General features: G+C 64.0%; 23 protein-coding genes and 1 pseudogene. 5 read left to right on the top strand and 19 right to left on the bottom strand.

Features of this window, described 5'->3' with window-relative positions:
• Positions 1 to 34 precede the first annotated feature (34 nt).
• Positions 35 to 994 carry a DUF2493 domain-containing protein gene (locus tag QE385_RS19350; protein ID WP_307105063.1) on the bottom strand — a complete coding sequence of 320 codons (960 nt, stop codon included), beginning with the start codon at positions 992 to 994 and terminating at the stop codon, positions 35 to 37.
• A gap of 312 nt (positions 995 to 1,306) precedes the next feature.
• On the opposite strand from QE385_RS19350, the gene QE385_RS19345 reads away from it, so the two are divergent.
• A complete protein-coding gene (locus tag QE385_RS19345; RefSeq protein ID WP_307105058.1) occupies positions 1,307 to 1,618 on the top strand; it encodes an SDR family NAD(P)-dependent oxidoreductase in 312 nt (103 codons plus the stop codon).
• 203 nt (positions 1,619 to 1,821) lie between these two features.
• Here QE385_RS19345 and QE385_RS19340 read toward each other — a convergent pair whose 3' ends face one another.
• The 5 genes from QE385_RS19340 to QE385_RS19320 all read right to left on the bottom strand — a co-directional run bounded on the left by QE385_RS19340 (position 1,822) and on the right by QE385_RS19320 (position 4,931).
• Positions 1,822 to 2,826 (bottom strand): hypothetical protein, encoded by a 1,005-nt coding sequence (locus QE385_RS19340; protein ID WP_307105056.1) that lies wholly within the window; start codon positions 2,824 to 2,826, stop codon positions 1,822 to 1,824.
• Positions 2,823 to 3,467: an antitoxin of toxin-antitoxin stability system gene (locus QE385_RS19335; RefSeq protein WP_307105054.1), complete on the bottom strand. Its 645-nt coding sequence runs from the start codon at positions 3,465 to 3,467 to the stop codon at positions 2,823 to 2,825. Before QE385_RS19335 ends, QE385_RS19340 begins: the two co-directional genes overlap by 4 nt.
• 51 nt (positions 3,468 to 3,518) lie before the next feature.
• Positions 3,519 to 4,151, bottom strand: a complete 633-nt coding sequence (locus QE385_RS19330) for a hypothetical protein (RefSeq protein WP_307105052.1) — start codon at positions 4,149 to 4,151, stop codon at positions 3,519 to 3,521.
• Between the two features lie 169 nt (positions 4,152 to 4,320).
• Complete coding sequence (locus tag QE385_RS19325; RefSeq protein WP_307105049.1) at positions 4,321 to 4,698, bottom strand: DUF2513 domain-containing protein; 378 nt, start codon at positions 4,696 to 4,698, stop codon at positions 4,321 to 4,323.
• Complete coding sequence (locus tag QE385_RS19320; RefSeq protein WP_307105047.1) at positions 4,695 to 4,931, bottom strand: hypothetical protein; 237 nt, start codon at positions 4,929 to 4,931, stop codon at positions 4,695 to 4,697. The genes QE385_RS19325 and QE385_RS19320 overlap by 4 nt, the downstream gene beginning before the upstream one ends.
• Before the next feature lie 31 nt (positions 4,932 to 4,962).
• Here QE385_RS19320 and QE385_RS19315 point away from each other — a divergent pair, with 31 nt between their 5' ends.
• Positions 4,963 to 5,316 (top strand): hypothetical protein, encoded by a 354-nt coding sequence (locus QE385_RS19315; protein ID WP_307105045.1) that lies wholly within the window; start codon positions 4,963 to 4,965, stop codon positions 5,314 to 5,316.
• Between the two features lies 1 nt (position 5,317).
• Here the strand turns inward: QE385_RS19315 and QE385_RS19310 are convergent, their stop codons facing one another.
• The 13 genes from QE385_RS19310 to QE385_RS19250 form a co-directional block, all read right to left on the bottom strand.
• Entirely contained in the window at positions 5,318 to 6,286 is a 969-nt protein-coding gene (locus QE385_RS19310) for a phosphoadenosine phosphosulfate reductase family protein (RefSeq protein WP_307105043.1), read from the bottom strand.
• On the bottom strand, positions 6,283 to 7,212 hold the full coding sequence (locus QE385_RS19305) for an ArdC family protein (RefSeq protein ID WP_307105041.1): 930 nt from the start codon (positions 7,210 to 7,212) through the stop codon (positions 6,283 to 6,285). Before QE385_RS19305 ends, QE385_RS19310 begins: the two co-directional genes overlap by 4 nt.
• 131 nt (positions 7,213 to 7,343) lie before the next feature.
• Complete coding sequence (locus QE385_RS19300; RefSeq protein WP_307105039.1) at positions 7,344 to 9,389, bottom strand: ParB/RepB/Spo0J family partition protein; 2,046 nt, start codon at positions 9,387 to 9,389, stop codon at positions 7,344 to 7,346.
• A gap of 125 nt (positions 9,390 to 9,514) precedes the next feature.
• On the bottom strand, positions 9,515 to 13,735 hold the full coding sequence (locus QE385_RS19295; RefSeq protein WP_307105037.1) for a strawberry notch family protein: 4,221 nt from the start codon (positions 13,733 to 13,735) through the stop codon (positions 9,515 to 9,517).
• Positions 13,736 to 13,857: 122 nt separating this feature from the next.
• Positions 13,858 to 14,736: a toprim domain-containing protein gene (locus QE385_RS19290; RefSeq protein ID WP_307105035.1), complete on the bottom strand. Its 879-nt coding sequence runs from the start codon at positions 14,734 to 14,736 to the stop codon at positions 13,858 to 13,860.
• A gap of 357 nt (positions 14,737 to 15,093) precedes the next feature.
• Positions 15,094 to 15,426 carry a single-stranded DNA-binding protein gene (locus QE385_RS19285; RefSeq protein ID WP_307105033.1) on the bottom strand — a complete coding sequence of 111 codons (333 nt, stop codon included), beginning with the start codon at positions 15,424 to 15,426 and terminating at the stop codon, positions 15,094 to 15,096.
• Positions 15,427 to 15,477: 51 nt separating this feature from the next.
• Entirely contained in the window at positions 15,478 to 16,092 is a 615-nt protein-coding gene (locus tag QE385_RS19280; RefSeq protein WP_307105031.1) for a hypothetical protein, read from the bottom strand.
• Between the two features lie 132 nt (positions 16,093 to 16,224).
• Entirely contained in the window at positions 16,225 to 17,472 is a 1,248-nt protein-coding gene (gene repC / locus QE385_RS19275) for a plasmid replication protein RepC (RefSeq protein ID WP_307105029.1), read from the bottom strand.
• Positions 17,473 to 17,971: 499 nt separating this feature from the next.
• Complete coding sequence (locus QE385_RS19270; protein ID WP_307105027.1) at positions 17,972 to 18,832, bottom strand: replication initiator protein A; 861 nt, start codon at positions 18,830 to 18,832, stop codon at positions 17,972 to 17,974.
• A 336-nt stretch (positions 18,833 to 19,168) separates the two neighbouring features.
• Positions 19,169 to 19,636: a MarR family transcriptional regulator gene (locus tag QE385_RS19265; protein WP_307105024.1), complete on the bottom strand. Its 468-nt coding sequence runs from the start codon at positions 19,634 to 19,636 to the stop codon at positions 19,169 to 19,171.
• Positions 19,606 to 20,085 (bottom strand): hypothetical protein, encoded by a 480-nt coding sequence (locus tag QE385_RS19260; RefSeq protein ID WP_307105022.1) that lies wholly within the window; start codon positions 20,083 to 20,085, stop codon positions 19,606 to 19,608. The genes QE385_RS19265 and QE385_RS19260 overlap by 31 nt, the downstream gene beginning before the upstream one ends.
• Complete coding sequence (locus tag QE385_RS19255) at positions 20,085 to 20,444, bottom strand: hypothetical protein (RefSeq protein ID WP_307105021.1); 360 nt, start codon at positions 20,442 to 20,444, stop codon at positions 20,085 to 20,087. Before QE385_RS19255 ends, QE385_RS19260 begins: the two co-directional genes overlap by 1 nt.
• Positions 20,445 to 20,469: 25 nt before the next feature.
• Positions 20,470 to 20,958 carry a sigma factor-like helix-turn-helix DNA-binding protein gene (locus QE385_RS19250; RefSeq protein WP_307105019.1) on the bottom strand — a complete coding sequence of 163 codons (489 nt, stop codon included), beginning with the start codon at positions 20,956 to 20,958 and terminating at the stop codon, positions 20,470 to 20,472.
• A gap of 741 nt (positions 20,959 to 21,699) precedes the next feature.
• Here QE385_RS19250 and QE385_RS19245 point away from each other — a divergent pair.
• From QE385_RS19245 to cysN, 3 genes and pseudogenes are all read left to right on the top strand, one after another.
• Positions 21,700 to 21,828, top strand: a pseudogene (locus tag QE385_RS19245) (IS3 family transposase); the annotation flags it as partial.
• A 607-nt stretch (positions 21,829 to 22,435) separates the two neighbouring features.
• Entirely contained in the window at positions 22,436 to 23,335 is a 900-nt protein-coding gene (cysD, locus tag QE385_RS19240; protein ID WP_307105017.1) for a sulfate adenylyltransferase subunit CysD, read from the top strand.
• 1 nt (position 23,336) lies between these two features.
• Complete coding sequence (gene cysN, locus QE385_RS19235; RefSeq protein WP_307105015.1) at positions 23,337 to 25,187, top strand: sulfate adenylyltransferase subunit CysN; 1,851 nt, start codon at positions 23,337 to 23,339, stop codon at positions 25,185 to 25,187.
• Position 25,188 lies beyond the last annotated feature (1 nt).

Here is a 25,188-nt window from a genome sequence, read left to right as displayed (position 1 = left end):
GGCCGCCGGTGAGCCGGCGACCGCAGCCCGGCACTCAGGCGACCTTGGGGTCGCCTGGAGCCTTTCGAGCGGAAGGGGCGGTGCCGAGCGGGCCGCGACGATCCACGACGCGGATGCCGGCCTTCTTCGCGTCGATCACCAGGCGCTCGGTGACGCCGTTGCCCTGGAAGGCGATGACATAGCGGGGCTTCAGCGACAGCATCTGCTCGTTGCGACGGAAACCGGCGCGATCGCCGAGCTTGCGGTCGAGGCTGAAGCGGACCTGCTGGACGCCGTGCTGTTCGGCCCAGGAGGCGGCCAGCCGCTCGATGCCCTTCATATCGCCGCCATGGATGAGATACATGTCGGCGACGCGCTCGCGAACCGCGTTGAGGGTACGCAGCAGATTGGCGCCGAACACCTTCATGTCCTCGTCGGTCCCGAAGGTCAGCCTTCCGCCGGCGAACACGACCGGGGTGCCGTGGGCGGTATTGGCATCGCGCCTGCGCTCACGGCGCGCCTGGAGGAACGCTCGCCCGTCGATGATGGCGGCGGTGACGCCGAGCGAGATGCGGTTGCCGGTCGACGGGATCCAGGATCGGCCGGTCTCGCGGATGTAGAGGGCGGCCGCGGTGTCACGCATCAGCTCGTAGCAGGTGGCGGCTTCCTCGATCTTCTTGGCTAGGTCGATTCTGTCCTCAAGGTTGGCGGTGTTGATCTCGGACCCGTCCTGTTCGGCCAGCAGCAGCCGGATCTCGTCGGTGAGACGGTCGATCGTCGCGTGCTTCTTGGCAGCGGCCCGGTGGAAAAGGTTGACCAGTGCCCAGCCCATCTCCTCGATGTCGCGCTCGAGCGACGTATTCTGAAGGGTGGCGAACAGGTCGCTCCAGATCGCGGTGATGGTCTGTTCGAGCGCTTCGGGGGCGGGGGCGGCCATTCCGGCGACGTCTTCAACGCGGGGTTCGAGGTGGCCGAGTTCCAGAGCGGAAAGGGCTGCGGCAAGGGAAGTGGTCATGGGACAAGCCCTCCAACTGAGCGATCCCGGCGGCCTATCCGCCGGATGCGCACCTCCTGGGCGGCCGAAAGAGAGGCACCCGCACCGGAGCGTCAGCGGGAGGGAAACCGCAAAAACCGGGGTGGAGCGGGCAGCCGCGAAGCGGCAACACGGCCCGGATTTTGGCGGTTGCGGGGGGCTCGCGGACGCCCATGTGTCGCATCCCTCTGGCGGAAGGCGGTCGGGCGTCAGGTTGCGGGAGGCGGCAGCGTGACCACATCCGGCACTGGGCTTGCGGTGGGACGCACCCCACACGTCGCGATGTCGTCGAGGATGGCCTTCCTCGTCGCCAATGCCGGCACAGCCGAAGCGACCGAATTTGGCGATCTCACCGAAACCGATTTCGACCGCATGTTCGATCTCAACGTGCGCGGGGTCTTCTTCTCCGTACAGGCATTGCTACCCCGGATCGCCGATGGAGCGTCGATTATCCTGATCGGCTCGATCTGCTCGATAGGAAGCGATGCGAGCGGGTCAGTCCTCGCCGAGGTTGTTGACGATCATGTCCTCAATCGCGTCCGCTGTTACGCCGGAGAAGCCACCTCGACGAGCGATAGCGAGGATCGTGACCATCGCGTCGCCTAGGAGGTCGTAGTCGGTTTTACAGATTCCGGCACGGGACATCGCGTGATCGATCATCTGATCGAGAGCCAATTCGAAAGTCACCATAGGATGTCTCCGACAGATCTGCACATCGCGGGATATTTTGGCGCTCGTTGGATTAGTCGTCATCATCGGCGTCGACGTAATCCGGCGATTCAACGAGTTCGGAGGGATGAAGGTCTTCATTAGACAGGCTCCTTGAGGGTTTCGCGAGAGAGTCGGTCCGAACGTCTCGGATCGGGCATGTCGGGGATGTGCGAGCGGCAAGGGGCGAGCGCTCCAGCGGCACGGTGGAACTGTTCGAGCCAGCACCCCATGGATGTCCGTTCCTCGACCGGGAGGGCCGCCTGAGCGGACTGGAAGGCAAGCAACTCGGTGGGCGCGGTCGCGACGATGTGGTCGACTTCGTCAGGGGGAAGGAGACCGCTATCGCGGATGAACTGGGTGATGCTCCCCGGACGAGGGGTCGCACCACGACGGCCCAGGACCGGGCGACGCCAGAGGCCGTCGACGTTGCGGAGGCGCGGCTTCGCGCGGGCCTCCATCAGGATGATGACACGCAGCTCATCGTCCGATAGCTCCATCACCTCGTCGGGCTTGATGCTCCCGCAGAAGAAGCAGCTCGACTTGGGCGGCACGGGCAGGCCGGCGCGCGGGATGCGAGCCTCGCATTCCGGGCGACCCCAGCTCCATTCGCGCAAGGGATAGCGATAGGTGTAGCGCGGATCCTCGCACCCGATCGCGTGTCTGTAGCGCTGCGTGTCGCGGCCGGACGCATCATAGCCGATCAGCTTGACGACCCGGTCGCCTGCATCCCAGCAGCGGCGCGCAGGCTCCCAGCCGACCGTCCAGGCGTCTTGCGGGGCCGCCTTCCACTTCTGCGAGCACGACCGCCCACCGAAGACAACAGACGGCAGGGTCGCGTTCGTCAGCATGTTCTCGGCGATGCCGGCATAAGGCGGCCAATGCTTGAACCGGCGCGGCTCGTAGCGGACGATCTCGGAGGGGATGCCACGCTCGGCCATCCACGCCCGGAACAGCGGAATGAAGGCGTAGGTCCGCGATTTCTCGGCGCCCGGATCGGCGAACAGCACCATGTCGATCGGCTCGCCGCGCTCAGCGAGTTCGACGATCATGGCGGTAGAATCCACCCCCGCGCCCCACGCCGCGATGACGGGAGGGCGGTTCATGGAAACCGCGCGCCGCGTTCGGTGAACGTATAGTCGTTCGCGTGGAAGGCCGCGTCGACCTCGGCATCCGACGTCTGATAGTCGTATTCGCCCTCAAGGCGCCGGTAGAGCCAGCGAGCGAGATCGCTCAGTGCCTCCGTGACGTCGTATTCGGCGGTGGGGGTCGTCGCCTGGCCCGTAGGGCTGGCGCGCTCGACACGGATCGCCATCGTATATTCATGGCAGTAGCGACCCTGCTGCCGGACGCTGGCTTCGAGCTGGTAGAAGTTGCGCCGCTGGACGCCGGCCAGCGTGTCGGCGATGCGGTGAAGCTCAACCTCGTCGGGCGCGTAGGCGCGGATCTTCGCGGCGGATCGGGGCGCGTAGCGATAGCTGCCCTCGAAACTCGCACCATCGCCCTGGCTGGCAAAGCCCGAGAAGTGGACGCACGGCACTTGGCGCGTACCACCGCCATATAGACGCAATGGCCGGGTCGCGAGGTCGACCCCGATAATCGTGCAGATCTGCTCGAAATGGTCGACGACACATTCGTGCCAATCGTCGGGAACGACATGCTGCCGTCCCCATGCCCGGGCGGCTTCGCGCGCGGACGGGGCGAGTTCCTCCACCCGGTAAACCGGGGTGATGACGAAATCGGGCATGGATTCCTCCTGACGCCGGTGCAGGCCGGCGATCGCGTCAAAGGATGGGGATCAGGCGGCCGCCTGGAGCGGCGTGCCGAGCGCGCCGATCGTCGCCGACAGGCGCCGCACGAACGCTGCCGGGTCGACGAGTTCGGCGATTGGTGCGCGGAAGAGCATCCCGGCGTCCTGGCCGTCGCGGCACCGATGGAAGGACATCTCGCCGTCGAGGACGAGGCCGCGCGGAACGACGCGGATCGCGATCTCCGGATGGCGCAGCTCGGTCGCCCCCTCGTCGCGCGAGTGCTGGATCATGGTGTTGATCCGGGCGTCATCGGGATCGAGCCCGATCGCCGCCAGCAGGTGCCTGAGGGCGCGGCGGACCTGATAGTGGAAGACCCGTTTCGCCGGCTCGTCGGTGGCAATGTCGTTGCCGGCGATATCGAGCAGGGCGGGGTGGGCGACAATGGCGAGCCGGTCGCGGGTACACCGGGCGCGAAGAGCGGTGATGCTGGGCGCGTCGCGCTCGGCAACGTCGGCCAAATTGCGGATCAGCAGCAGGATCGCCGCATCGCGGTCGATCCGCTTGCCCGCCCGCTGGCAGTCCTCGACGCCCTTGTTGAGGGCGTGGAGCGCTGCGGTCAGTGTGGTGAGCGCCGCGGGCGAAAGCGCCTCGTCGTGGCGGTATTGCGTATCGTAGAACATGGATCGATCCTCCTGAGCGCACAGGCGCGCTCAAAAGGCCGAAGGCTGCCTCTCCTCCGATTGGAACAAATCAGGAATATCGATCATACTACGTTTGCTCATCCGAAGGAGTCGGCCGCGACGATGAGCGTCGGGAGGGTAAGGACAGGGGCGAGACGGGCGAGCTGCGTCATGTAAGGTCCACGCCCAACCGCTCTTTGGCGACGTGCTTTCCGTAGGCTTTAGCCAATTCCCATATAAAGCTGATGCTAGCCCCGCCGGCTTTCTCGGCACCTGCCTTGGTCCGACGCCAGACCTCATCGTCCCGGATAGTATCTAGCAGCTCATGCCCTTTAAAAGTAAGCCGCTTTGGCTGCCATTGATAGGTTTTCAGGTTGGTTAGGTTCTGCGCTTCTATGAACCCGGCTTCATGCAACAGCATGACGTGGTAAGAGGTTTCTTGCAGGCTTTTGTCTGGTAGATCGAGAGCCGTCCATTTCAGCGGAACTTCGTCGCTGGCTTCGACGGCCAATAAAATATCCCGCATCAGGTCCTTGTCGAACTTCATAGCCAGTCGCTCATGAAGCTGCGAACGTTTTCCATTTCCATTCCCCGCTTGTCGTCATCCCAGTTCCGATGATCGGCGTAGGCGTTCACATGCGCTTCCACGTCGTCCCACCCCAAACCAGCATCTACAACAGCGATGGCATACCGCTCTGCTTTGTCTTGGTCTGTATCGTGCAGGCCAAAGTTTGCGACACCGTGCGCGAAACCACCTCCGATCAACTTAATCCAATCCATGACAATTCCTGCGTTAGAAGCCTTCGGGTGGGTGGAAGTCTTGATTTCCCGCATACATCGCATAACCCGCATAGTTAGCGAAGAGTGCGTAAGCTCCGCGACGGCCGTAGGGCGTAAAGACGTACCCTCGCCGGGCAAGCTTCTGAGTAAAAAATCGGTGTTTTGTCGCATATCGCAACGGCTGGGAGCGACCCGGTTAGGGGTCATCAATGAGCCCGTTATTGCAGCCGGGCGCATTTCCGCGCTGCATCGCAAGTTTGGTATCGATCTGCGCTCGCGTTTGGACATCGCGAACGGTCGGGTTGCCAAGACGGCGCCGAAGATTGCCGCAGCCATGGCGATTGCTTCGACCCTCGTTCTTTTCGTCCAGCAGCTTTGGTCCTGAGCTATACCGGGCCAGCACGATCCCCGAAGGCGCCAGCAGGAAGGGTCCAGGGATCCGTCAGGATGGAGAGACGCCATACCGGATCGTCGGCCTGGGCACGTTCGTCGGGATGAGCCCGCACGGCCGGGAAGGGGATGCCGTGATCGGCGAGCTGGGTAACGCTGAACGAACGGTGGATGGTCTTGCCGCTCCCTGCCTCGCGCGCGGCGATGCGCCGGAACGCCGCAGGGAACACGTCGCGGATCGTCGCCCATTGGTCGGGCGAGCCGAAGATGCAGGCCCGGCAGGAGAGGCGGCCCCACCCAAGCACATAGGCGGGATGGGGACGGATACGGGCGCGCTCGATCGCGACCCAAACCTCCCGTTCGCTCCAATCATGGACCGGACGCCAATGATCGACCGCCCTGCCGGCCGTCGAGGTGCGATGCGGCTCGAAAACCGCATAGCGAGCGCGCGCCGGGCTTTCCTCCGCGCGCTCGCCGATGATGACGAGCGTGCGACCGTCATGGAAGCGCGGCTGATTGCGGATCGCAGCGGCGAGGACGTCGATCCTGAGCGCGGGGCACCAGCGCACGCGGAGATCGGGAGACGTCTGCGGAAAGAGGCCCCGCGTGCCGGCAGGACCTTTGCCTCCGGCACGGCCGATGCCGTGCGGCGTCTCGAACACGACCGGGGCTGTCGGGGTATCGGCACGGGCGAGTTCGCGCGCGAAGCCGCCTTCGCGCCACGAGACATAGAGCGCGACGCCGAGATGATCGGCGATCGCGCGCGCATAGCCCAGCGTGCAGGGCCAATCCATGAAGGTCGGCCCCTGCCCATCGACATCATGATGGTGCAGTTCGATGGCGTGTGCCGGCACGCCGAGATCGAGAAGGTAGAGGAGGGCGGCAAGGCTGTCCTTGCCGGCGCTGAAGGCCACGACGAAGCGCCGGTAGGCGCCAAGGTCGGGGCGGGTGGCCGCCGCGCTCATGCCGCTTCACGGATCTGGTCCTGGCGCTCGGCGGACGCGGCCAGGCCGGTCGCGCGCAGGAGATACCCCGCCGCGGCCTCGGCCTTCGCCGCTGCGGTCATGATCGCGCGGGAGTCCTTGCGCAGCACTGTCAGCCAGGAGCCGATATAGGCGGCATGATCGTCGAGATGCGACGTGGGCAGGCCGAGATCCGCGCCGAGCAGGGCGGAGGTCATCTCGGCGCACAGTTCCTCGAACGCATAAGCCTCGTCGCCGAACCGCTTGCCGAAGGAGCGGTCGAGCCGATCGGGATGGCCGGTCCAGTGCCCGGCTTCATGCGCGAGCGTCGATGCCCAATAGGCGCGGGTGGCGAACAGCTCGATCGCGGGCATGGTGATGCTGTCGGCGGTACGATCGTAGAAGGCGCGATCGCCACGGATATGGAGGGTGGCCGGCAGCGCGTCGATGAAGGTCTGCGCGCGGGGCGAAAGCTGGTCGGCCGGCGGGACGGCATTGACCGGGGACGGATAGAAATCCGGCGACAAACCATCGATCTGGTCGCAGTTGAAGACGGCGTAGGATCGCAGAACGCGTCGCATCTCGTCGGCGGTGTCGCCGGTCACGACCGAGGCCACGGTCGCACGGTAGGATTTATAGAAGATGGCGATCTGGGAACGTTCGCCCTCGCGAACCTGCCCGCCCAGCGCCTGCGCCTGCTTGTATGTCATCCAGGTACGCGAATTGTACCCGGCGCTCTCGGCGCACAGCCACAGCCAGAAGCAGTTGATGCCCTTGTAGGGTTCGCCGGTCGCGCGTAGCGGTCGGCCGCCCAGGCCAGGGCGCCACGGCTTCACGCAGGGGCGGACGCCCGCCTCGAGCTTGTCGATGATGGTATTGGTGATGATGTCGGCCGGCGTCGGCTTATCGGTGGTCTTGGCCACGGTCATTCTCCTGGCGGTTTTGAAACGGACCCGGCTGCTCGTGCTCCTCTTCCGAGGGCTGCGGCGGGTCACAAAAAGAGGGGCGACACTCCGCGAAGAGTGCCGCCCCGAGGTGCCTCGAAATGGGCGAGCGGGCGTCAGGCCGCCTGGCTCAATCCCTCGTGATCCTCATCGAGATCCTCCTCGTCGGCGGGATCGCCGTCATCCTCGTCGTCAGCGTTAAAGGTCGAGTGCAGCGGCGAGGGCTTCTCGATGCCATCGAAGCGCATCACGTCGGGCAACCAGGCGCTCGCCTTCTCGCGGATTTCCGCCTCGACGATGCCCTGGCCGTTGCAGAGCGACGCGCAGGTGCGGGCGAGGTCCCCCTTCTTGGCGTCCTTGTAGCGACCGCGTAAGGTAGGCCCGCCGATCTCGTAGAGCGCGTCGAGCATGACGTCCTTCTTGACGCGGCCGAAGAAGTTCTCGGCGGTCGGGCGCCACCAATGTTCGACCTGGATGCCGAGCAGGCGGCCGAGATGGTCGTGGAAGCCGTTGCTCCGGTAGCCATCGGCGACGTTCAGCGTGGGCTCCAGCGTGCGGGCGACGGCGAAGGCGACCCAGGCACCCCGAGCTTCGTCGTCGAGCGCGCGGAAGGCATCGAACCGCTGCGTCATGGTGTCATAGCCCGCCCAGCTCGTGTCGAGCTTCTGGCGCTGATCGTCGATGGTCTGCGAGGCCATCGACCCCTCGTCCCGAAAGGCGGAGATGGGGAAGCTGGCGGCCCCGACCTTCAACGTCGAGTGGTCGCGGATGAAGCTGTGTTCGAAGACGACGTTCTGCGCCATCAGGAAGATGGTCAGGTCGAGAGCAAGGGCCTGGTCGCTGGCGAGATGCGCGACCAGGATCTGACGGCGCTGGGTCGCCAGTTCATCGACCAGGGCCGCGCTGAGCTTCGGACCATGGTCGACGTCGCCGTCCGCATCGTTGCCAGATTCCGTCACCGCGCTGCCGCCCGAAACCTTGGGCGGGGCATTAGGATCGACCAACGGCTGTTCGCTGAAGAGGCGGGCATGAACGCGGACCCCGCCGTCACCGCCGATATAGACGAAGGTGCCGAGCTGCGCCTTCAGCGCCGGATCGATCGCACGGCGGGCGGCCTGGATCTCGTTCAGTTCGCGCTCGATGTCAGTCAAGCGCGCTTCGGCCGCCTGGGCCTCGACGCTCCCTTCCGACAATCCCTGCTCGAGCTGCTCGACCAGCGCGTCATTCTCGACCGACAGCGCTTCGACGCGGGCGGTTTCCTCCTCGGTGAGTGCCCGTACAGGGGCGTGGAACTCGTGGAGCCGGCGCTCGATGTCGTAGGGGACGTGGGTTGCTGCGATCGGCGTGACGAAGCCGAGACCCTGGTCCTGCGCCAGCTCGGCCGCGGCCGCTTCCAGCTTCTGGGTCGCCATGGCCTCAAGCACATCGACGTCGACCCAATTCTCCTCGGCTTCGGTCGCGAACAGGTCGCCCGCGATGCGACCGCCTGCCGCGAGATACGCCTCGCGCCCGACGAAGCGGGCCTTGGCGTCGTTCCCCTTGACGGTGCCGTTCAGCATCGCCCGCCGGATATTATCGGGGTTGTTGCCGTGATAGGCCCGCTGCATCTGCTCGAAGACGCGCGCCTGTAGATCGGTATCGGCTCGAACCGCGTAAGCCTGGGCAACAGCCAGCGTGATCTCGCCGGCGCCCAGCGCCTCGAAGATTGCAGGGGCGAGATTGGCGAGGGCGAGGCGCTGTTCGACGAAGCGCACGGACACAACCTGCTGGATCGCGACCTGGTCGACGGTCATGCCGAACTCCTCGATCAGCGTCCGGAAGGCGTCGCAATCGTCGGCCGGGTTCATCGGCGCGCGCTGGCGGTTTTCCGCGAGGCTGGCTCCGACCGATGCGGCCTCCTCGCCGGCGAGGACGAGCACAGGGACCTCGTGGTCCACGGGCAGCGTGCCGCGGTCGATCAGGAGCTGGATCGCGCGCAGGCGCCGACCACCCGCCTTCACGGTGAACGTGCCGGCCTTCTTGAGCGGCGTGACCACCAGGTTTTGCAGAAGGCCGTTCCGGTCAATGCTTTCGGCCAGTTCTTCCAGGCCGACTTCACGATTCCGCTGACGGACATTGGACTTCGAGAGCGAGAGGTTCTTGACTTTTACCATCCGGATCATCGGTCATACTCCTTGATGTGTGGCGCGCCGCACCTCACGGTCGCGCGAGCCCGGCACCGCCAAGCTCATCAAGCCGAAGGCTCCCTCCCCTCCCTCGCCGGGGCGGGAAGAGAGCCTTTCGGGGGTCAGGCGGCGATGCGGTCGATCACGGCTGCGGCGGTCGCGACCGGCACGAACATCCGCGTCTTGTGCTGGATGATCTCGGTGAAGCATCCGGCCGCCTTCAGCTCGGCGAGCCGCGTATGCGGCCAGTCGAGGAGTTCGAGCCGCTGCTGGCCCCCGACCAGGCTGCGCTTCAGCCGGTACGCACCGATGGTGGCGATTTCACCGCTCGACAGGACATGGGCGGACGTCTCGGCACCGGAGACGTTGATGGTCGCGGCGATCCCGAAGGCATCGGCGAGCTTCGCGACGAGGGGCGCCGGCACGATGCGGCCGAGCAGGGACTGGCCATCGTCGGTATTGAGGCGCCAGACCTGGACATGATCGTCGGGGAGGCGGTCCCAGACCGGCAGGAGCAACCCGGTGACGAGGTAGAGCGTGCTGGTGCGGGTCTTGCCGGTCATCTCCGCCACCTCGGCCGCCCACAAGGCCGCCCACTCGTCCCCGTCCACTTCCTCCCACATGGTTTCGAGGAGGAGGTCCTGGCGCATCCGCTCGGTTCTGGTCGGGCGGATCAGCTCGTAGCGATAAACGATCTCGCCATCGTCATCGGTCAGCGAATAGGTGTTGCACCGGATCGCGGCCTTGCCCGACTTCCGGTTGACGATCGGACGGGCATCGTCGCCGAGCATCTGCGCGGCGCGTTCGAGTGCGATCGGCTTGTAGCGCTCTTCCGTTTCGAGCCGGAGGATTTCGGTCTCGGCACCGCTGGTCGCATCGCGCCGGATGACGGTGCGATCGAGGATGGTGATGCGCTCGGCATTGATGCTCTCGACGCCGAGATCGAGCGTGCCCGCCTCCCGGGCGGCCTCGACGCGTGCCTCGATCAGGCCGAGATACTCGTCGAAAATCGCGTTCTGGAGCGCAATGCGCAGTGCCAGGATGCGGTTTAGCCAGCGCTGGATGGGCGGCAGATCTTCCTTCAGGCCGCCACCTTCACCCTCCAGCTCGAGGCCGGTGAGCCGCTGGAACTCGGCCAGGCTGGTCGAACGCAGCTTGCCGTCGGCGAGGAGCCGGAACCATTGGACGAGCGACTCCTTGGCATAATCGCTCTCGAGATTGTCGCGCGGATCGAACAGGCCCTGCCCGCCGGTCTGCCGCTGACCGCGGGTAAGCGCACCCAGGCTGTCGAGACGGCGCGCGATGGTCGAGATGAAGCGCCGTTCGCCCCGGCAGTCGGTCGAGACGGGCCGGAACAGCGGCGCGCTCGCCTGATGGGTGCGGTGGGTACGGCCAAGCCCCTGGATGGCGGCGTCAGCGCGCCAGCCGGGTTCGAGCAGATAGTGGTTGCGGCGCGTCTGGTTCTCGCACGTCAGGCTCGCATGGTAGCTGCGGCCAGTTCCGCCGGCATCGGAGAAGATCAGGATCTTCTTCGCGCCGCGCATGAAGGCATCGGTTTCGACGAGATTGGTGCGGGACGAGCGGCTTTCGACGCGCTGCCGGCCATGGGCATCGACGACGATGCGCCGGCTGCGCCCCGTCACCTCGGCCACGGCGTCGGTGCCGAAATGCGCAATGATATGGTCGAGCGCGGAGCCGACGACGGGGAGGGCGCAAAGCTGCTCGATCAGATTGTCGCGCATCGCGAGCGCTTCCTGGCTGAATACCGGGCGCCCATCGGCATCCGAGAAGGGTTCGGAGCGCGTCTTGCCGTTGTCGTCGACGAAGGTCTTCATCTGCCGCACCGGGAAGGCGGCCTTTAAATAGGACATGAGGAACTCGCGAGGCGACAGTTCGATGTCGAGGTTCGCGCGCTCCTCCGGCGTGAGCGCGGCCAGCGCCCGGTCGAGCATCGCCTCGGAGGTCGAGACGAGCTGGATCACCGCGCTCTCGCCGCGGTCGACGTCGGCCCGGATCGCGGGGATCAGCGCGGGCAGCTTCATATCGAGCAGAAGCTGGCAGAAGAACCGCTGCTTGGTGGATTCGAAGACCGACAGCGCGGCCGCCTTGGCGCCGCTATTATAGGTTTCCTTGGAGAAGCTGTCGGTGACGCGCGTCGCCTCGAGCGCCGCACGCAGGTTCGCATGGATGACCGCCCAGGCGTCGGCATAGGCATCATAGACCTCGATCTGGTCGGGGGTGAGCTGGTGTTCGAGGACGTCATATTCGACACCCGCGAAGCTGAGCGCCCGGGCGACGTAGAGACCCTGCATTTTAAGATCGCGGGCGATCAGCTCCATCGCCGCGATCCCGCCACGGCGAAGGGAGTCGACGAAGGTGCGCCGGTCGGCGAAGGCCGTGCCCGGCCCCCAGAGTCCGAGCCGCGTCGCATAGGCCAGATTGTTGACGTCGGAGGCCCCGGTCGCCGAGACATATAGGACGCGCGCACGCGGCAGGAGGTTCTGGAGCCGCACGCCGGCGATGCCCTGGTCCGAGCCGTCCTTGGTGCCGAACCGGCCTTCGCCACCAGCGACACCGGCCATTTCATGGGCCTCGTCGAACACGACCATGCCCTCATAGTCGTCGCCCAGCCAATCGAGGATCTGCTGGAGCCGGGTGGCCTTGTCGCCGCGATTGGAGCGCAGCGTCGCATAGGTCAGGAACAGGATGCCCTCGCCAGCGGCGATCGGGGTGCCGAGCTTCCACTGGTTGAGATGCTGGATGTCGAGGGCCAGACCGCCGACCGCAGTCCAGTCGCGCCGCGCATCCTCCAGCAACGTCTCGGTTTTCGAAATCCAGATGTGCTTGCGACGGCCGCGCAGCCATTGATCGAGGATGATGCTGGCGATCTGCCGCCCCTTGCCGACGCCGGTGCCGTCGCCGAGAAAGAACCCGGTGCGATAGCGGCGCCCCTCTGGATCGGGGGTGAGCGAGAGGCCCTCCTGCGCGGGGCTGAACAGACCGGGAAGGTCACGCTCGAAGGCGTCGCCGGCATAGATCAGCGTCTCGAGCTGCGCGTCGGACAGCAGCTTCGCGTCGACGACGGCCGCGGACAGGGTCGGGACATAGGACGGCCGCGGTGCCATGATCGACCCCATCGCGATCGATTCCACCAGCGCGGTGGGATGCGTCGCGGCGCAGGCGATCGCGATGCGGCTGGGCCGATAGGGAAGATAGACGCCCACCGCCTCGCCCGTCGGCAGCGGCTCGGCGAACACGCTATAGTCGATCGGCTTCGGGGCTAGGGCCGGGGCGACTTTCGGCGTCGGCGCGCTCAAGCGCGGTCTGCCAGCGAGCCCGCCGAGCAGCGAGGACTGCGGTGCGGGACGGGCCAGAAATGTGGACGGGCGCGGGGCCGACGCGGTTGCCTGCGCCAGGGTCGCAGCGGCGATCGCAGCAACGGCGTCGCCGAGGGTGGCGCATCGCAACAGCTCGGCCTCGTCGCCGCGGCCCTTTTCCAGCACCATGATCTTCACGGTCTGGTTCGTGCCATGCTTCGCATAGGCATTCGCCGGCAGCTCGAGATGCAGGGTCAGCGTGCACCCCTCCGTGGCCTTCGCCCACGCGCGGCTCGACGTATCGACACGGTCGGGGAGGATCGCAGCGCAGCGCCCGCCGGGAGAGAGGCGTGCCAGCGCGGCGCGGAGATGGCGGAAGGCCGCGAGCGGGTCGGCGTGGCGACCGATGCTGCGCGAGAAGGGCGGATTGATGAGCACCGCGGTCGGCCGGATCGCCGGCGCAAGGAGGTCGTGGATCAGTTCGGCATCGTGCCGCGTGACGGGAACGCCGGGGAAGGCGGCTTCCAACATCTCGGCCCGGCGGGGATCGATCTCGTTCAGGACGAGCCGGGCACCGGCGCGGCGCGCGAAGACGGCCAGCAGGCCGGTGCCGGCCGATGGTTCGAGCACCAGGTCGGTAGCTGTGATCCGCGCAGCCAGGGCGGCGAGATAGGCGATCGGGGCAGGGGTGGAGAATTGCTGGAGCGCGATCTGCTCCTCGCTGCGGACGCTATGGGTCGGCAGGTGTGCGATCAGGTCAACGAGCGCGGCGAGGCAGGCATCGGGCGCGACAGGGAGATCGGCCGTTGCGAGGTGCATGACCTCGGCGAGTTCGAGCATATCATAGGCATCGCGGATCGACCAGCGACCATCGGCCGACGAAACGCCATAAGCCTGTTCCATAATCCATAGCAGCGTGTCCCGCTGGAGCGTGCCGTTCCGGGCGATGGTGTGCGCAACCGCCTTGGCGGCCGTGATCGAGGGTTCGGTGAAATCGAGTTCGAGAGCTGCGGCTGAGGTACGCATCGAGGGCCTCCGTTCTGTCGCCCGGTGCTCATCACCGGACCGACAAGCCGAAGGCTTCCTCTCCTCTCATGGTCGGGTGCCCGGCCTCGTGCCGGGAGGTTAATCCCCGCAGAGCCGTCGATCTATTGCTGCTGGGCGCGCAGCCGCGCCCGCCACGCCTCGTTCCAGTCGCCGAAGCCGTCAGGCGGGGGACGGTTGATGACCTCCCGGCCGTTTGCTGCCAGATGGTCGCGCGACTTCTTAAACAGCCGCTCGGCCGCTCGGCCGCGGTCGCTGTACACAGTCACGCGCCGGACCTTCTCGGGGATCGCGACGAAAGCCAGTCGCTCGACACCGGCCAATGCCCAGGTCGGCGTGCCGAACCATGCCATCACCGAAAGGCCATCTTCGGTGCCCTCAACCAAGCCCAATTCGTCGGTCGCGGGTGCGAGACGGATGGCGGCTGTCCCTAGAAGGCCGAGCGACACCTTCGGTTTCGGGATCGGCCTGCGGAGCACATCCAGCGGATCGAGGAAGGTGCGCTGGACGGCGACGAGGCCCTCGTCGTTCTCGAACGCCGCGATCATCGCCGGCATGATGCGCTTCGTCTCGCCGGACCCTAGGATCGTGGCAGGATTGAAGCGCAGCGACCTAGGGTAGGGGCCGGACAGGCCGCGGGCAAGCAGATAGTCCTCGGCGAGCGTCGTGGTGAGGGGCTGGCTCGCCCTCCAGAGGCGCTGCGCCAGCGCGCCCATGTCCCGTTTGGGCTTGGCCTCGGGCATCGATAGCGGGCCGCGATCATGGAGATTGCGGCGCTGGAGGGCTTTGAGCACCTCGGTCGAAGAGCAGCCCGCGAAGCAGTGGAAGAGGATCGCACGATCACCGAGCCGGACGCTGAGGCTGGGCGTGGTATCGTCATGGGCGGGACAGCGGCATTCGCCGTGGGTTCCCCGCCAGACTCCGCCGAGGCGTTCGACGATGGCCTTGGCGCGGACTTCAGCGTCGAGCGGCAGCCGTGCCATCGGGAACGTCCTGTGGGCCTGAAGGATGGCTGTCATGAGTGTCTCCGGCAAAATCGGACCAGAGATCAGACCGCTCCCTCTCCTCCTGGGGAGGCTCCGCCGCCCGGGTCCGCGTGTCCGCGGATCGCAGGTCTGCGCCGTTCGCCAGGACCCCGGAGGCTCTGGGAGTCATGAGCCATATCCTTGCGTGGGCCGGGCGGCTCGAGACGAAAATCGCCTCGACCTTATAGGGGAGGGGGGCGTAGGCTCGCCCCTCCCGCACAGGCGAGAATCGAGACCCGGCAGGGCAGAAACCGGGCTCACGGGTTCGGTTGCGGCGATGCCGCGCAGAGCCGTGCCGAAGGTCGCCCATGTCCCTCATCCTGCATCGTCTGTGGAGGCCTTCGCCAGAATCGAGAAGGTGTCGGCGATCAGCTCGGTCCGATAGGTCGTATCCGTCCCCTCGGCTCCGCCGTGCTGGTTTTCGCGGACCCGCCCCGTGATATGTACGAGATCACCCTTTCCAGCGGCTTCCACTTGGGTGGCGACGTTCGAGAAACATACGACGCTGTTCCAGTGCGTGTCCGTCTTCCAGTCGTCTCCGTCGCGCCGATTATAGTTGGCCGCGACGCTGACGAAGGTGACGCGATCGCGGGCTGTGATCTTGCCGACGCGACCAATGATCCGAAACTCCGCGATATTCTGGGGCATCATACTCTCCTGTCTTGAGGCGGAAGACCGGGGCGGCAGGGGCAGGGTCTACTATTGGCGATCCTGTTCACCGTGCCGGAAGTGATATTTCCTGATGTTCGCAGGGGTGGCATAGAGTTGGTACGCGCGGGTCCAATCATGACTGATGTCATATCTGGCGACGTCGAGCGGCACCTGCCGGGTGCACACCAGGCGCCACAGGACATAAGCGAGGACATTCTTGTCATCGGCATTCATCGGCCCCTGCCGCGGCTGAAGCCAGAGATCGCGACGGTCGAGCGGTGCTCCGCCAAGCGAAATCGGGATCAGGTGATCCAGCTCATAGGCGGAGAGGGGTTCACCGGGATGCTGATCGGCCATCATCCGCCGCTTGAGCGGTCCGGTGATCGCGTAGGCGGGGCGCACCGATCGAGCATAACCCGGTCGGCAGATGGTCCGGCCGATGTTCGCCTGCGTGATCGTAGGATCGACCGCGCCAGGCACGTCGGGCGGCGGGAGGCGTGACGGATCACGAAGCGGGATGAAGGCCATGTCGACCACCCGGCGCAGGCCAGCCATAGCGTCGCAGACAGAGCCATCACCAGATCTCTTGCATCCCAAGGCATCGGCCCCGGTCAGGCCGCGATCGGATGACGGTCGGTGCCAAAGGGTGATCGCCGCGAGCAATGTCGCACCGCCCAGAAGCGCGCGGCCTCTCACCCGTCGTCCTTACAACGGGGCCGGATGTCGGCGTGGCGAGAACCGCGCAGCATAGTCCATATATACCACGGGACGATATCAGACGCCACATCCATCGTCTCAATGTGTGGCCACGCGCTCAGTCCGGAAGCCCCAAAGGCTCCTCGCCAGGTCGAGTTCATCGCGCTTTGCCTTCCCGACCATTCCGGTGAAGTATGCGCCGGGAGTGAGGCGGATTTCACCGCGTGCGTGACGCTCCGCCGTTATCATGATCGCGATCGCAGCAGCGTCGGGACCGAGGTTCTCAAGCGCATCGACATAGACGCCAATGCGGATCCCAAGATCGTGGCGAAGCCGTGAGGCAGCCCGGTGAATGTCTGACCAGGCAGGCCTTTGTGCGTCGACGTACATGGCGGTAGTCGGAAACATCTCCATCAGTTCGGACGGCCGGGCATTGAAACGACTATTGGACGGTGAGGCTGGGAGCTCGGCTGATGCTGAAGCTCGAGGGTCCAGATCAGAACTACAAGCCCGCTTAGCCTGTACATCATTGATGGGGTGAGGGTTGGTTTGTATATGTATGAAGGGCTCATTTTTTGACCCCGACCCTCTATTATCTTCAGGAAACATAAAGCGGTCGATGGTCTGGGACACCTGATCCTCGACGCCTGCAAGCTGCGCGATCGCAGCGGTGAAGGCTTCGCTATCGCGGAGTGATCGAGCATGGGCCGCCGCGCTCGCAACCCGCTCGATCGCGTCCTGCAGCGCCAGCCAGTGCGGACCGGTCAGGCGCATATCCGCGGCTTGTGCGAGCGCCTGGCCGACGATGCGTCGTACCCGAGCAATCTCCTGGCGCCCCTCCTTGAACAATCGCGATTGCGCCGAATAGACGTCGGCCAGCTCGCGCAGCTCCTCAAAGCGGATACGGAGGGGGGACAGGTCGAGTCCGAACGCGGTCGAGATCGCGCCGGTGTCATCGCGACGACCGGTTCGGCGACCATGACCGCTATCCCTCGCGACGATCAAGCCGAGGGCGCGAAGCTGACGCAGTCGGGCTTTGATGGCACTGACCGTCTTGCCAGCACATTCAGCGAGCGTGATGTTGCTCGGCCATGCGATCGGAGTTCGGCCCGCCTTCCAGTCATCGGCGCGGGTAAAGCTGATGAGATGCTCGAGGGTCTGAAGCGCTCCGATTCCGATGCCAAGCGCCGGCGCCGCGCGCTTCACGATCGCGAAAACGGCCTTGCGGTCGACCTCAGCGGGCGCATCCTCCAGCCTTGCTTCGAGTGCGCGCGCGATCTGGCGCGAGAAGGCCGTGATCGGTCGGGCGCCGGTCCCACCGGTGAAAGCGGTTTGAGTGTAGGTCATCGTTCGTCCCCTCAGGTCGAGGGGCCGTCAGCAGGCAAAACAGAGGCGTGGCGCGAAGCGCGCTCCCTTGAACCGAGGCTCGGAAATTGGTACGTGGAAGGTCTTCTCGTGACCGGTCAGCGTTTGGCGACGCTACCACGTTGCAATCTCTGGGTGCCCGGCCTTCGTGCCGGGCATTCGTTTATGTGCTCACGGCCACCCTTTCTGCTCCTCCCACGCCCGTCGTTCGTCGACGGGGGAGAACACAAGCAGAAGATGCCAGCGCGCGGCGTCGCTCGGAAGCGGTTACGACTCGTGCTTTCGCGGACCAAGGCAAGGAAAAGTTCGTGCTTTTGCGGACCCGCCGCATTCGCGTTCGTGCTTTGGCGGACCGCGATTCGTGCTTTCCCGGACCGGCATTCGTGCTTTTGCGGACGGTATGCGGTGCCCCAGGAACCGATCTTCGTGCTTTCGCGGACCGATTAGCGAATCGGCTAATGCAGAGTCGGGTACAGCGTCCTCAATCCAATGAAGGCGAATTCTTCGGCGTCAGCGTGACGACAGTCGGAGCCACGAGACGCCGCTTAAGTCCGCCGTTTTCAGGCAACTCAGGTTCGTTTAGGACCACACGATAGTCGGGGATCGAGTCCAGGTCGGCGATGCCTCGCAAGGCATGCCTAAAATGCTTGAGGGTGTTCTGATAGCCGAGTTGGAGACGCAACTCGTCCAGACCAACCTGAACTGGACCATCGATGCAGGCAGAACGGGCCACTTCATACAGGCGCCGCTCGACAGGCCCGAGTTGGAAATACTGGGGAGAATATTCGAGAACCCGGCGGTCTTTAAGGATCGCGCGGTACAGCCAGTCGCATAGCCTGACCTTCACGCCCTTCATGCGCGGCTCGCCACCTCTTGTTTTCGTATATTGGATTTGAGCCTCGGAGAGCCAGGAGAAAAAGCCAGTTTGCCCTTCACCGCCGGCCTCAATGTTCGTCTTGATCTGCGTACCCTGCAGTCTTTCTAATGCATCCGCCAAGCGCGAATAAGATCGGGCCGAGCCGTTGACGCCGGTTACCCGAAATAGGTCATGTGCGGTAAAATAAAAGTCCTGTGCCACATGCTCACCGGCGTCCATCTTCGACACGAGAAGGCTGGCGATATAAAGCAGAATTTCCTTGTCGTAGATGGTCGCTACGCCCCGAGGCCCTGGGCCTATCTCGATCGCGACTGTATCCGTCTTGTAGACTAGTGAGCGCTTGGTCGCCGTCTTGGTCAGCGCGAAAAAGGGGTAGGCCATGAGCGAATGCTCACCGCGGACTTCCGTCAGCAGCGGGCTGTCGAGGACGAACAGGTCGCCTTGGCTTGAGGAGGTGTTGCTCACGCCGGTGACGCCTTGGTCCGCGAAAGCACGAAAGGGGAAGGCAGGTGGTCCGCGAAAGCACGAAGGCGGATCGATTTCCCTCCGTCCGTGGGAGCAAAAAGCCTCCAGGCACGCGTCCGTTCGTGCTTTCGCGGACCGTGCGGGGGGATGGCCAGCGACGCCGGAAGGTTTGAATGGAGGCGAAGGAAGGTCATGCAATTGCGTTTAGCATCGTGCTGAGCGGATCAAAACCCTTTGGCAGCCCGCCATCGATCGTCCCGTCGCGCCGGACGTCACTGCGGAGCATCAGAAGCCTTCCTTGGCGACTTTCCGGAGTGGTCGATCCGGCGGCTTGGCTCAGGCACCGATCCGCGAGGCGGCGAATTGCAAATCAAGCCAGCGCTCGACAGCCTCTTGGAGCGGTGCGAGCATGGACACATTGGCGCGACGGCGATCCTCTGGGTCGAGATCGCGCGCGATGTACCCTAACGCCTGCAGATGGTCGACATGGCGAATGGCGCTGGTGGTCGCACCGCCACTCAGGCTGCACAATTGGGTGACGGATAAGCGGCGTCCCTCCCGCGTCGCCACATAGAGCTCGAGGATCATGTCCCAAACCGGATCGCAAAAGCGCAGGCCATCGAAGCAGGCTGCTCGGCGTCTGCGCCCCGTCACGAGCGCCTTCGCTTCATGGTAACGCCGATCAGCAACCGCCTGGTCCGGGTCAGCAGCCGTCGTCGTCGACAGGAGCATGTCTTCGATCGCTTGTCGTGGGAGTCGGACGACGACGTCGATCAGTTCGTCTCCTTCAGATGCTGTAGCCATGATCGTCTTGATCCATTGCGAATGTGAGGCTCGGCATTTCGCGGCAGGCAGTACGTGCCGATGGCGAGCGCACCGAGCGCCAGATAGGCGTAGATGCCGAGCTGGGTGTGATAGGCGAAGAGCGGAACGCTGGGCAGCAGGCCGCCCAGAACGCTCATGAAGAGGTCGCACAGTGCAAAGCCGGCAGCCCAAATCGGCCAGAACCGGATCGTTGTAACGGCCAGCCAGAAAAAGCCCGCCGCTACGGCAAGATCGATAGTGAAGATCGAAACGTCGGCCGGGGCGAAGTGCTCCACGTCCCAATGCCGCAGCGCCCAGGTCAACGCGACCGCCGTCAGGTTAATCATTGCTTCGAAGCGCTCTGGTCGACCGCCCCGGAGTAACGAAGTCACGCACACGATTGCGCATACAGAATCAAACAGGACGGTAAGGGCCAGTTTCGAAATCATTACGACGCTTCAGAAACCCGCGAGCTTCTGAGAAGGTCGTCTCCCAGCACCGCCGAACCTGGCTTCTCATTGGGCTCACCCCAGCTCGTCTCACTCAGACCGAGCTGTAGACCCACCTTCTGAATTGACGGATGAGCGCGCATGGCCATCTGTTCCTGCCCCTCCACCAAGGCCCCCAGGGCAGCAACAGTAGCTTTGACCGTCCGCTGCGTCATCGCAGGAGAAAGCCGCAGCATTTCCGTGGCATCCAGTGTCGTGAGCAAAAACTGCGCGGTGTCGCGCGTGGCGATATTGATCGAACGTTCAGCCTTGCGCAGATCGTCAGCAACAACGCGGCTGGTATCTTCGGGTGCTTGCATTCCGGCTCCTCGGGCGATGCCGCCCTTAATATGGTCGATGGCCGAGCAGGAAGAGCACCGTGAGATATGCCATCCCGGCGGTAGTCAGGCCGGCCGGGGTTGCGATCGATACGATCACGATCCAGGCCGCCACCTGTTTCCAAGGGAGCATGTTCACGGCCGCCTCTGCGGTTGGCCAAGGCCGGGACAGCCGAAAATCAGCGGCGGGGATAGGTAGAGCGGTTGCCCCGGGCAAAGGCTCTACCCCCTGTTCGAATGCCGCCAGCATCTGCGCCGACTGGAATCGCGTTGAGGCTCCGAGCAAAGAATTGGCCTTAAGCAACTGCTTATCGACTGCGCGGGGGCTGGTCCCCGTCGCTGCGGCGATCTCCTTCGAAGTTTTGAGCTGGAGGACTAGGCGAAGGTAGCATCGTTGGCGTTCGGAAAGCTCCTCGAGCCGAGAAGCGCCCGGCAATCCATCGAGAGCAGGGCAAGAGATGCCCCCAAGATTCGGACCATGTTCCAGTTGTGACATTTGCATGACTTATCACCCGGGATTGGAATGAATCGTTTCCAAGTCCCATTACCGTAGATCAATCAACAGCCGCAAATGGTGCCAGCCGGTTACCTTCCGGCGTGTTCGCCATCGGTCGTGAGAAAGCGATCAACTTTCCGGCCATACGTCTTTGAAACCGATAGGATTATCGGTTTCCAACTCTGTCATTGTCTTCCGACTGGCAGGCTTTAGGCAGTGCCCGGAGCAACACGCCGACGCTACCGCACGATCTCACGCAAGTGAGGCAGCGCACACGACGCGAAACACCGATGCTGCCAGCATCAATGCCCAAAATGTATATCTGTGCCCGTTCTATGGGACGCCCCCACGAAGGGGGCGATCCCGAAGGTTCCTCGATGCGATCTACCTTGTGGCTAGCGGCGTGCTCGCAGCTCGCTGGACCGGCCGGCGCCGTCTTGCTACATGGTCAAGGCACTTTCAGCTATCGGCCCGAGCGGAACGGGCTTAGTGTTGTGCATGTCGCGTCAGCCTGCGACCGGGTTCGACGGACCGCCACCAGTGGTCCCGGTAAGCGCACCCGACGCCGATAGGATTCTCGATTTAACATAAGAAATATTATCAAATTTGAAGGATGTAGGTGCCAAATACAAATGACACCACTCTGCTAGATAGAAACGGCACTGAATGTGCTGTCGACGGGTCGCCAGTGCCATAGCTTTCCTCGGCAACGAGGACGCGCATCCTATGACGGTGCTAACGATGACCGCCACGGCAGCGGGCGAGGAGGCGGTACCGGCGTCGAAATACCGGGCGCTTGAGGCGCAGGTGCGCGAGTCGCAACGGCTGTTAGGCAATAAGGCCATGGAGAACGAGCTGCTAAGCGAGGCTGCGTCCCGGTTCGCAGGCTGAAAAACTGCTGTTGCACTCGACCTCGCTGCCGGGGGAGGTTCTGTGGACGCAATACTGTCGTGTGAACGGCGTGCCCCGGCCGATCGAGTGGCTGACGGATAACGGCAGCTGCCAGCCTAGATTGACCATTATAACGAGATGCCTCCAAACAGCGCCGTCGGCTACAGCACACCCCCGCGAGTTCATCGCGATAACCCCCGAGGTACTCTCACTTGAATAAGGGCAACAACACTGCTGGTGCTGTCACTGGTGTCACAGCTCTCGCCGGTAACGGTACGCGCATGGTATGACGACACCAAGCGAAGGGATTTACCTGCGCAGTAGCATTTTCTCACTAGTCGCCAGGCAATATCTGATCCAAAAAAATGCAATTGAATGTTAGCCTTCCTCTCGCCGACCTCATTGCAAAATTAGAGCAATTAAAATACCCACGGTCATATATTTACATAATCTGCAAAAATTATCTTTTCAGGAAAATTACCGAACCAGAGCAGAATTTTGCAGCATGTTATAATCGTTTATTGCCAAAATCGGTATTCGGTATGATTGCTCGCAAAATAATCCCCCCCTTCTTAGTACCGAAATTATGACTGGCCTTACCCACCTGCAACGCCTCGAAGCCGAGAGCATCCATATCCTTCGCGAAGTCGTCGCCGAGACCGAGCGTCCGGTGATGCTCTATTCGGTCGGCAAGGACTCGGCCGTGATGCTGCATCTGGCCAAGAAGGCGTTCTTTCCGGCGCGCCCGCCCTTCCCGCTGTTGCATGTCGACACGACCTGGAAATTCCAGGCCATGTACGAACTGCGCAACCGTGCGGCCGGGGCGGCGGGGATGGAACTGATCGTCCACCGCAATCCGGAAGCCGAGGCGCTGGGCATCAACCCTTTCGACCATGGCAGCCGCCATACCGACATGTGGAAGACCGAGGGGCTGAAGCAGGCGCTGACGGCCGGTGGCTATGACGCGGCATTCGGTGGCGCCCGGCGCGACGAGGAAAAGAGCCGTGCAAAGGAACGCGTCTTCTCCTTCCGTTCGGCCGCGCATGGCTGGGACCCCAAGGCGCAGCGGCCGGAGTTGTGGAACCTCTACAACAGCCGTATCCACAAGGGGGAGAGCATCCGCGTCTTCCCGCTGTCCAACTGGACCGAGCTCGATATCTGGCAGTATATTCTGCAGGAGGGCATCGAGATCGTGCCGCTCTATTTCGCCGCCCCCCGCCCGACGGTGGAGCGCGATCGGATGCTGCTGATGGTCGATGACGACCGTTTCCGCCTGAAGCCCGGCGAGGTGCCGGTCGATCGCTCGATCCGCTTCCGCACGCTCGGCTGCTATCCGTTGACCGGCGCGGTCGAGAGCGAGGCGGCGACGCTGTCCGAGGTGATCCAGGAGATGCTGCTGGCCACCACGTCGGAGCGGCAGGGGCGCGCGATCGATCACGATCAGGCCGCCAGCATGGAGAAGAAGAAGCGCGAGGGGTATTTCTGAGATGACCGCCTATCAACCCGACGCGCTGATCGCCGCCGATATCGACGCCTATCTCGCCACGCACGCCGCCAAGTCGATGCTGCGCTTCATCACCTGTGGCTCGGTCGATGACGGCAAGTCGACGCTGATCGGACGGCTGCTCTACGATTCGAAGACGATCTTCGAGGACCAGCTGAGCCAGCTGGAGGCGGACAGCCGCCGCGTCGGGACGCAGGGGGCGAATATCGACTTCGCCCTGCTGGTCGATGGCCTCGCCGCCGAGCGCGAGCAGGGCATCACGATCGACGTGGCTTACCGCTTCTTCGCGACAGAGAAGCGCAAGTTCATCGTCGCCGATACGCCCGGCCACGAACAATATACGCGCAACATGGTGACCGGGGCCTCGACCTCCGACCTGGCGGTGATCCTGATCGACGCGCGCAAAGGCGTGCTGACCCAGACGCGGCGGCACAGCTATCTGGCGCATCTGGTCGGGATCAAGGAGATCGTACTGGCGGTCAACAAGATGGACCTTGTCGGCCATGACCAGTCGGTCTTCGACGCGATCGTCGCCGATTATGCCGCCTTCGCGCGTGGCATCGGTATCGAGCGCTTTACCGCCATCCCGCTGTCGGGGCTGACCGGCGCGAACGTCACCACGCCCTCCCCCGACATGCCCTGGTATGACGGCCCCGCGCTGCTCCCGCATCTGGAGACGGTGGCGATCGATGGCGACCGCGCGGTGGCGGCGTCGTTCCGCATGCCGGTGCAATGGGTCAACCGCCCCGACCTCGACTTCCGGGGCTTTGCGGGCCTGATCGCCAGCGGCCGGGTGTCGGTCGGCGACCGCGTTCGCATCACGCCCTCGGGCAAGACGACCAGCATCGCGCGGATCGTCACCTATGACGGCGACCGGGAGCAGGCGATCGCGGGCGAGGCGGTGACGCTGGTGCTGGCCGAGGAGGTCGACTGCTCGCGCGGCGACGTGATCGCGGCGGCCGAAAACCCGCCCGAGATCGCGGACCAGTTCGGCGCCAAGATCGTCTGGATGGCCGATGCGCCGCTGGTGCCGGGGCGCAGCTATTCGTTGAAGCTCGGCACGCAACTGGTCGGCGCGACCGTCCAGCCGCCGCGCCATGTCGTCGACGTCAACAGCCAGGAGGAACGTCCTGCCGACACGCTGGCACTCAACGATATCGGGCTGGCGGAGGTCTATGCCGACCGTCCGATCGTGTTCGAGCCTTATTCAAAGGGCAGCGCGCTCGGCGGCTTCATCCTGATCGACCGCGCGACCAATGCGACGGTCGCGGCGGGCATGATCGACCATGCCTTGCGCCGCGCCCAGAACGTCCATTGGCAATCCGCCGTGGTGACACGAGAGGCCCATGCCCGGCAAAAGGGACAGGCCCCCAAGGTCCTGTGGTTCACCGATCTGTCGGGTTCAGGCGAGTCGACCATCGCCAACATGGTCGAGCAGAAGCTACATAGCATGGGCCGCCACACCTTCCTGCTGGACGGCGACAATATCCGCCACGGCCTGAACCGCGATCTCGACTTCTCGGAGGCGGGCCGCGTCGAGAACATCCGCCGGGTGGGCGAGGTCGCCAAGCTGATGGCTGACGCGGGGCTGATCGTGCTGACCACCTTCATCTCGCCTCTCAAGGCTGAGCGCGACATGCTATACACACTGCTACCCGAGGGCGAATTCATTGAGGTTTTTGTCGGCATACCGTCGGATATTACGAATGCATGCCTCCCCCCTAGAGTCACCAAAAAAATCAAGCCAATTATCGTCAATTTTAAACAACTCATCAATATTTTATATGTAGATTCACCACCTACTCAAATCATCCTGGATATATCTAAAATCTAAT

The sequence above is a fragment of the Sphingomonas sp. SORGH_AS_0950 genome (genome assembly GCF_030818415.1).
GTDB lineage: Bacteria > Pseudomonadota > Alphaproteobacteria > Sphingomonadales > Sphingomonadaceae > Sphingomonas.
Note: the sequence above shows the minus strand (reverse complement) of the source record. Positions and strands in the feature narration are given on the sequence as shown.